Source organism: Rhodovulum kholense (genome assembly GCF_003053725.1).
Classification (GTDB): Bacteria; Pseudomonadota; Alphaproteobacteria; order Rhodobacterales; family Rhodobacteraceae; genus Rhodovulum; species Rhodovulum kholense.
Genome location: NZ_QAYC01000035.1, coordinates 1 through 8,342 on the forward strand (window position 1 = coordinate 1; position 8,342 = coordinate 8,342).

Annotated in this window: 4 protein-coding genes and 1 pseudogene; all 5 read left to right on the top strand. The window is 60.3% G+C overall.

All coding sequences use genetic code 11. The annotated features are described in order from the left end of the window. Window positions 1-140: 140 nt before the first annotated feature. Window positions 141-524: pseudogene (locus tag C8N38_RS20835) on the top strand (plasmid pRiA4b ORF-3 family protein); the annotation flags it as partial. Between the two features lie 148 nt (window positions 525-672). Then, the gene (locus C8N38_RS20840) at window positions 673-3,069 is read left to right on the top strand and encodes a type I restriction-modification system subunit M (protein WP_108029023.1); all 2,397 of its coding nucleotides are present in this window, start codon (window positions 673-675) and stop codon (window positions 3,067-3,069) included. Further along, window positions 3,066-4,331, top strand: coding sequence for a restriction endonuclease subunit S (locus C8N38_RS20845; RefSeq protein ID WP_108029024.1), 1,266 nt, complete (start codon window positions 3,066-3,068; stop codon window positions 4,329-4,331). The genes C8N38_RS20840 and C8N38_RS20845 overlap by 4 nt, the downstream gene beginning before the upstream one ends. A gap of 53 nt (window positions 4,332-4,384) precedes the next feature. After that, a complete protein-coding gene (locus tag C8N38_RS20850; protein ID WP_108029025.1) occupies window positions 4,385-7,405 on the top strand; it encodes a type I restriction endonuclease subunit R in 3,021 nt (1,006 codons plus the stop codon). A gap of 310 nt (window positions 7,406-7,715) precedes the next feature. Next, window positions 7,716-8,342 (top strand): IS5 family transposase (locus C8N38_RS20855; protein WP_108029026.1); only part of this gene is annotated, 627 nt, incomplete at its 3' end.

Below are 8,342 nucleotides of genomic sequence, written 5' to 3' on the forward strand. Positions count from 1 at the left end.
CTCCGCGCCCGGCGCGCTTGCCCAACCCGAAACCGACCACTATCAACCCCAAGGACTCTCGTTATGAACTAGGGACGACCGGGGGGGCAGGTCAGGAACCCAGTCCGGAGGATGCGGCATGAGGCCACAGGGTCTACCATGCCAAGAACATGCGCCTGGAGACTTTGGTAGGGCGCGGCGTAGCAGAGTTCGAATACACCTACGATTTCGGTGACAACTGGCAGCATCGCGTCGTCATCGAACATGTCGGAGTCGCGTATCCAGACGTCGACTATTCCCTCTATTTAGATGGCGAGCGCGCCGCGCCGCCGGAAGACGTCGGTGGCCCGCCCGGTTTCTTCGATTTCATAGAAGCCATGGCCAATAGCCGTCACCCGGCGCACAAGGACATGATCCGTTGGTACGGGCGCCCCTTCAATCCAAGGGACTTCGGTGAGTCAGCAGTTGCCACGACCGTCCGCGACATCGCGGCCAAGAGGAAAGTGGCGATGCTGGCGTTCGAGCGGAGTCGCCAGACGAGATAGGGTGAGTGCGCCAGCGGCATTCACCGCATTCGTCATGCTCTGCCAAATAGCCAGAACGGGCCCGACCTTGGTTCATTGCAGGGCCAAGGTCCTGAGGGTAGTCATTTAGAAAAGCGATTGCGGTCGCATGTGATTTTTGAGGCCCCCATTGAACCAGACGTCCCACAACAGCCTTGTCTCCTTCATCTGGCGCATCGCCGACGACTGCCTGCGCGACGTCTATGTGCGCGGCAAATACCGCGATGTCATCCTGCCGATGGTCGTCCTGCGCCGCCTCGACACGCTGCTTGAGCCGACCAAGGACAAAGTTCTGGAAGAAGTCAGGTATCAGAAGCAAGAGGACCCAGGCGCGACAGAGCTGGACGATGAGCCGCTCAAGGATGCCTCGGGCTACGTGTTCTTCAACACCAGCCAATGGACCCTCAAGAAGCTGCACGGCACCGCCACCAACAACCAGCAGATCCTGCTTGCCAACATCGAGGACTACCTCGACGGCTTCTCCGACAACGTCAAAGAGATCATCGGCCGCTTCAAGCTGTTCGAACAGATGCGCCATATGGCCGAGAAGCAGGTCCTCCTCGACGTCATCGAGAAATTCGTCTCCCCCTGGATCAACCTGACCCCGCACGACATCGAAGACCCGGAGGGCAACACGCTGCCAGGCCTGTCGAACCTCGGCATGGGCTATGTCTTCGAGGAGCTGATCCGCAAGTTCAACGAAGAGAACAACGAGGAAGCCGGGGAACACTTCACCCCGCGCGAGGTGATCCACCTCATGACGCACCTCGTCTTCGACCCGATCAAGGACCGGCTCCCCCCGGTCATCACGATCTACGACCCCGCCTGTGGGTCGGGCGGCATGCTGACCGAGGCACAGAACTACATCAAGGACCCGGGCGGTCCGATCCGGACCAACGCTGACGTCTATCTCTACGGCAAGGAGATCAACGACGAGACCTACGCGATCTGCAAGTCGGACATGATGATCAAGGGCAATGACCCCGCAAACATCCGCGTGGGTTCGACCCTGTCGACCGACGAGTTCTCGGCCAACCGCTTCGACTTCATGTTATCCAATCCGCCCTACGGCAAAAGCTGGAACAGCGAGGTCAAATACATCAAGGACGGCAAGGACGTCATCGACCCCCGCTTCCAGGTAGAGCTTGCCGACTACTGGGGCAAGGTCGAGACCATGGACGCCACGCCGCGCTCATCGGACGGGCAGCTGCTCTTCCTGATGGAGATGGTCAGCAAGATGAAGTCCACGAGCGCCAGCCCGCTCGGCTCGCGCATCGCGTCGGTCCACAACGGCTCCAGCCTGTTCACCGGCGACGCGGGCAGCGGGGAATCAAACATCCGCCGCTTCATCATCGAGAACGACTGGCTCGACACCATCATCCAGCTGCCCAACAACCTGTTCTACAACACCGGCATCACCACCTACATCTGGCTCCTGTCCAACGCCAAGCCCGAGGCACGGCGCGGGCGGGTCCAGCTGATCGACGCCAACCTGCTGTTCCGCAAGCTGCGCAAGAACCTCGGCGACAAGAACTGCGAGTTCTCGGACGAGCATATTCAGCAGATCACCGACGCCTTCCTCGCCTTCGCCCCCATCGAGCGCGAGATGGACGCCAACAATGATCCCACCGGCATCGCCGTGCAGGTCTTCGACAATGCGGACTTCGGCTACCACAAGGTCACCATCGAACGCCCGGACCGCCGCCGCGCGGGTTTCAGCGCCGAACGCCTCGCGCCCCTGCGTTTTGACAAGTCGCTGCGCGAGCCGATGGAATGGCTCTATGGCGAACACGGCGATCAGGTCTATCAGCCGGGCTTCCTCAAGGAGCAGACCAAGGCAATCATGGCCTGGTGCGAGGAAGCGGGGCTAACCCTGAACGCCAAGGCGAAGGCCAAGCTGCTCGACACCAAATACTGGGTGAAGCTGCGCGACCTGCTGGCCACGGCGACCCGGATCATGGGCGATGTGGGCACGGAGGAGACCGACGATTTCAACGCCTTCCGCAAGGCGGTCAACGCCGCGATCAAGGCGCGCAAGATCAAGCTGGGCGTGACCGAGAAGAACGCCATCCTGAACGCCGTCAGCTGGTACGACGAGACAGCCGAGAAGGTCATCGCCAAGAAGCACAAGCTGACCAGCGCGGAGGTCGCGGACCTGACCACGCATCTGGGCTGTGCGGCGGAGGATCTGGCCGATTTCGGCTGGTACCGGCAGACGGACGGCAGCTACCTCACCTACGAGAGCACCGCTGACCTGCGCGATGCGGAAAGCGTTCCGCTGAAGGATGACATCCACCGCTATTTCCTGGCGGAGGTGAAGCCGCATGTGGAGGAAGCCTGGATCAACCTCGACAGCGTGAAGATTGGCTACGAGATCAGCTTCAACAAGTATTTCTACCGCCACAAGCCGCTGCGCAGCCTCGAAGAGGTTACGCAGGACATTCTGGCGCTGGAGGAGAAGGCCGACGGGTTGATCGCTGACATTCTTGGTGTCGAGGTCGCGACCAAGCTGGAGCCTGCGGAATGACCATCGCGGCTTATCCGAAGTACGAGAGCTACCGTGACAGCGGTGAAGGTTGGATTGAGCAGGTCCCAACGCATTGGGAAAGTCGCAAGCTGAAACAACTGTTTCAGGAGAAGAAGCACCGCCCGAACATGGATCTTAATTGCGGCGCGATCAGTTTCGGCGAAGTCGTGGAGAAAGACGACGACCGGATTCCGCTGGCAACCAAAGCGTCATATCAAGAGGTTTTGGCCGGTGAATTTTTGGTCAATCCACTCAACCTGAACTACGACCTAAAGAGCCTCCGTATCGGCCTGTCGAACATCAATGTGGTGGTCAGTGCCGGGTACATCGTTCTTCAGGGCAAGGGCGAGATGGACAAGCGGTTCTTCAACTACCTTCTGCACCGCTACGACGTGGCCTACATGAAACTCCTCGGTTCAGGAGTCCGGCAGACCATCAGCTTCAATCACATCGCCAACAGTCTGCTCGTTGAGCCCCCACTCCCCGAACAACGCGCCATCGCAGCGTTTCTGGATGGGAAATGCGCGACGATTGACGAGGCGGTGCGGATCAAGGAGGAGCAGATCAGGCTGCTGGCCGAGCGCAGGCAGATCCTGATCCAGCAGGCCGTCACCCGCGGCCTGAACCCCGCCGCCCCCATGAAGGACAGCGGCATCGACTGGATCGGCCAGATCCCCGCGCATTGGGGCATTCACCGCTTCAAATATTTGTTCGAGCAGAGTCGTTTGCCCGTTCGCCCCGGCGATGAAGTCGTGACCTCTTTCCGCGACGGGCAAGTCACGCTCCGTTCCAACCGCCGCCTCGAAGGTTTCACCGAGGCAATCATCGAAGGCGGTTATCAAGGTATTCGAGTTGGTCAGCTTGTGCTGAACTCAATGGACGCTTTCGAAGGGGCTATTGGCGTCTCGGATTCCGATGGAAAATGCACCCCTGAATACGTTATCTGCGACCCAATCCAAGATGGGCTTTCCCAGCAATACTTTGCCTACCTTCTGCGCGAGATGGCGCTGGCACGGTACATTCAGGTGATCTGTAATGCGGTGCGCCAGCGCGCCGTCCGCATTCGTTTCAATAACCTCGCGCATCGCTTCGTGGTCGTCCCACCAGCAGATGAACAAAAGCATATCGTCGAATTCGTCGAAGCGACAAAGAAGCGGATTGGCGATGCCATTACCCTCAAGGAATCCCAGATCACCGCATTGCGGGAATACAAGACGAGCTTGATCAACGCAGCGGTGACTGGAAAGATCAAGGTAGTGTAAGCGCCCGGCCCCGGGACGGGGCCCCGGGTGCCAGGACGTGAAGTGAGAGTCCCATGAATGTCGCGGTCAGCAACACCAAGGAAATCGCCCTCGAACAGGCCATCGAACGACGGCTCTGCGGCGCGATCTCCGAAGAGCTGGCCGCCGGGGTCGCTGCCGAGACCGGCCCTTTCCGCATCGGCCAACCCTCGGACTTCGACGCGCCCCTCGCGCTCGACCGCGCCAAGTTCTGGGAGTTCCTCGAAACCACTCAGTCCAGGGACCTCGACAAGCTCAAGCAACACAACCCTGCCGACTGGCAGGCCAAGATCACCGGCCAGCTCGACAAGCTGATCAAGTCCAAGGGCCTGCTGCACGTCCTGAAAAAGGGCCTGCCCGTCGACAACGCGCATTTCACCCTGATGTACCCCGCGCCGCTGGCCAGCTCGGCGCAGAAGGTCCACGACAACTTCGCCGCAAACATCTGGAGCGTGACCCGGCAGGTCCACCACAGCACCGCCAATCCGAATGAATCGGTGGACATGGTGGTGTTCCTCAACGGCCTGCCACTGGTGACGCTGGAGCTGAAGAACGCCTGGACCCACCAGACCGCCCGTTACCACGGCCAGAAGCAGTACCGCGAGCGTGATGCCAAGCAGACCCTAATGACCTTCGGCCGCGTGCTGGTCCATATGACCGCCGACACCGACGAGGTGTGGATGGCGACGAAGCTGGACGGGGCGAAGACCTTCTTCCTGCCGTTCAACAAGGGCCACAACGAGGGCGCGGGCAACCCACCGAACCCCAATGGCCACAAGACGGCCTACCTGTGGGAAGAGGTGCTGCAACCGGCAAGCCTTGCCGGGATCATCCAGCACTTCGTTCTGCTGGAGGGCAAGAAGACTGACCCGCTGCCGAAAAAGACGCTGATCTTCCCGCGCTACCACCAGCTGAACGTGGTCCGGCAGCTGCTGTCCCACGCCGCTGAGACGGGCGTGGGGCACAGCTACCTGATCCAGCACTCTGCCGGTTCGGGGAAGTCCAACAGCATCACCTGGACCGCCTACCAGCTGATCGAGACCTACCCGGCGGAACTGGGCCTGCCGGGCGCCAAGGCGCTGGACGCCCCGCTGTTCGACAGCGTGATTGTGGTGACCGACCGCCGCCTGCTGGACAAGCAGCTGCGCGACAACATCAAGGACTTTTCCGAGGTCAAGAATATCGTGGCCCCGGCGCTGAAGTCGTCGGACCTGAAGGCAGCGCTGGAGAACGGCAAGAAGATCATCATCACGACGATCCAGAAGTTCCCCTTCATCATCGACGGTATCGAGGACCTGGGCGACAAGCGTTTCGCAGTGATCATCGACGAGGCGCACAGCGGTCAGAGCGGCATCGCCAGTGACAAGATGAACCAGGCAATGGGCGGCGACCCGGACGAAGACGACACGCAGGACAAGGTCGTGGCAGCCATGCAGGCCCGCAAGATGCGCGGCAACGCCTCCTACTTTGCCTTCACTGCGACGCCGAAGCCGATCACCCTGGAGAAGTTCGGCGAGAAGCAGCCTGACGGCCGCTTCCGGCCCTTCCATCTGTACAGCATGAAGCAGGCGATCGAGGAGGGCTTCATCCTCGACGTGCTGGCGAATTACACGACCTACAAGGGCTACTACGAGATCCAGAAGTCCATCGAGGACAATCCCCTGTTCGACACCTCCAAGGCGCAGAAGAAGCTGCGCGCCTATGTCGAGCGGAGCCAGCAGACGATCAACACCAAGGCCGAGATCATGGTCGATGACTTCATCGACAACGTGGTCAACCCGAAGAAGCTGCGTGGCAAGGGCAAGGGGATGATCGTCACGCAGAACATCGAGATGGCAATCCGGTACTACAAGGCCGTCCAGGCGGAGCTTGCCAAGCGCGGCAACCCCTTCAAGGCGCTGATCGCCTTTTCCGGCGAGAAGGAGGTCGATGGGGTCAAGTACACCGAGGCCGACATGAACGGGGTGGCGGAGGACAAGACCCGCGGTGAATTCGACAAGGACGAGTATCGGCTGCTCATCGTCGCGAACAAGTACCTGACCGGTTTCGATCAGCCGAAGCTCTGCGCGATGTACGTCGACAAGAAGCTGCAATCAGTGCTGGCGGTTCAGGCCTTGTCCCGGTTGAACCGGTCCTCGCCGAAGCTGGGCAAGCGGACCGAGGACCTGTTCGTTCTCGACTTCTTCAACTCGACCGAGGACATCAAGGCGGCCTTCGAGCCGTTCTTCACGGTGACCACACTGTCCGAGGCGACGGACGTCAACGTCCTGCACCAACTGAAGGCATCCCTGGACGATGTTGGCGTGTACGAATGGTCCGAGGTCGAGGAATTCTGCACGCGGTTCTTCGACGGCGAGGATGCCGAGAAGCTGAGCCCGCTCATCGATGTTGCTGCTGAGCGCTTCAACACCAGCCTGGAGCTGGATGACCCCGAAAAGATCGACTTCAAGATCAAGGCCAAGCAATTCGTCAAGATCTACGGCCAGATGGCCGCCATCATGCCGTTCGAGGTTCTGGCCTGGGAGAAACTGTTCTGGTTCCTGAAGTTCCTGGTGCCGAAGCTGAACATTCAGGACCCCAACCAGGATGCCCTGGATGAGCTTCTCGAGGCCGTTGACCTGTCGTCGTACGGGCTGGAGAGGACCAAGCTGAACCATGCCATCGACCTGGACAGTTCGGAAGCAGAACTGGAGCCGCAGAACCCCAATCCCCGCGGCTACCGCGAAGGAGAGGTGCAGGAAGACCCGCTCGAAGAGATCATCCGCAGCTTCAACGAGCGTTGGTTCCAAGGCTGGGGAGCCACACCAGAGGAACAGCGGATCAAGTTCCTGAACATTGTGGAGAGTGTTCAGGCTCATCCAGACTTCGAGGAGAAGTTCGATGGAAACCCTGATCCATACAGTCGCGACCTGGCGTTCGACAAAATCATGAAGGAAGTCATGCTGAAACGCCGAAAAGAGGAATTGGAACTCTACAAGCTTCATAACCAGGACGAGGCGTTCAGGTCGTCGCTTTATCAGAGTGTCAAGGAAGCGCTCGGGAAGAGCTTGGGCTGATTGGCAGCGGTAAACAAAGTGGCCAGGGCCGCGCCGCAGCACCCCGCAATTTAACGTGGTTGCCTGCGCGCAGGTCATCCCTGAATTTATAGACTGAAAATAATCGTTGCCTATAAATCAACTGCGCCAGACACGCTTTATTCCGCGCTGAGACGAAAGGAAGGCGGACGATTCGCGCGGGCTCTTCGAGCACTATGTCCAACCCATTCAGCGCGTGAGAAAAGGTCACAGCTCCCCCTGGCCAGCAGCCGGCGTTGTTGCGCAAATCCAGGGGATTCATCTCGTGAATCCAGCATGCTAGCCGGGCAGCATGAGCAGACCTCCGAAGCCGATCTACAAGACGATCAACTGGCAAGCGTATAATCAGGCGCTGAGGCAGCGCGGCTCGCTGGCCGTCTGGTTCGATCCCGAGATGCAGTGGGACGCGGTCCCTTCCGGACGGCGCGGCCGCCAGCAGGCCTACAGCGACGCCGCGATCCAGGCCTGCCTGACCCTCAAGGTCCTCCTCGGGCTGCCGCTTCGGCAGGCGACCGGTTTCGTGGCGAGCTTGCTGGAACTGTCCGGGCTTGGCTGGTCGGTGCCGGACTTCAGCACCCTGTCGCGCCGCCAGAAGACCCTGGACGTGACCATCCCGTATCGCGGACCCAAGGGGCCGCTGCACCTGCTCGTGGATAGCACCGGCATCAAGGTGGAAGGCGAAGGCGAGTGGCACAGACGCAAACACGGCGCCTCGAAGCGCCGTGTCCGGCGCAAGATCCACATCGGCATAGACGAGGAAACGCCAGAGATCCGGGCCGTCGAGGTCACCTCCAGCAATGCAGGCGACGCGCCGATGCTGCCTAAGCTCCTGAAGCAGATCGGCCTGGATCGGCAAATCGCCACGGTCACTGCCGACGGCGCCTACGACACGCGCGCCTGCCACGACGCCATCGCCGAC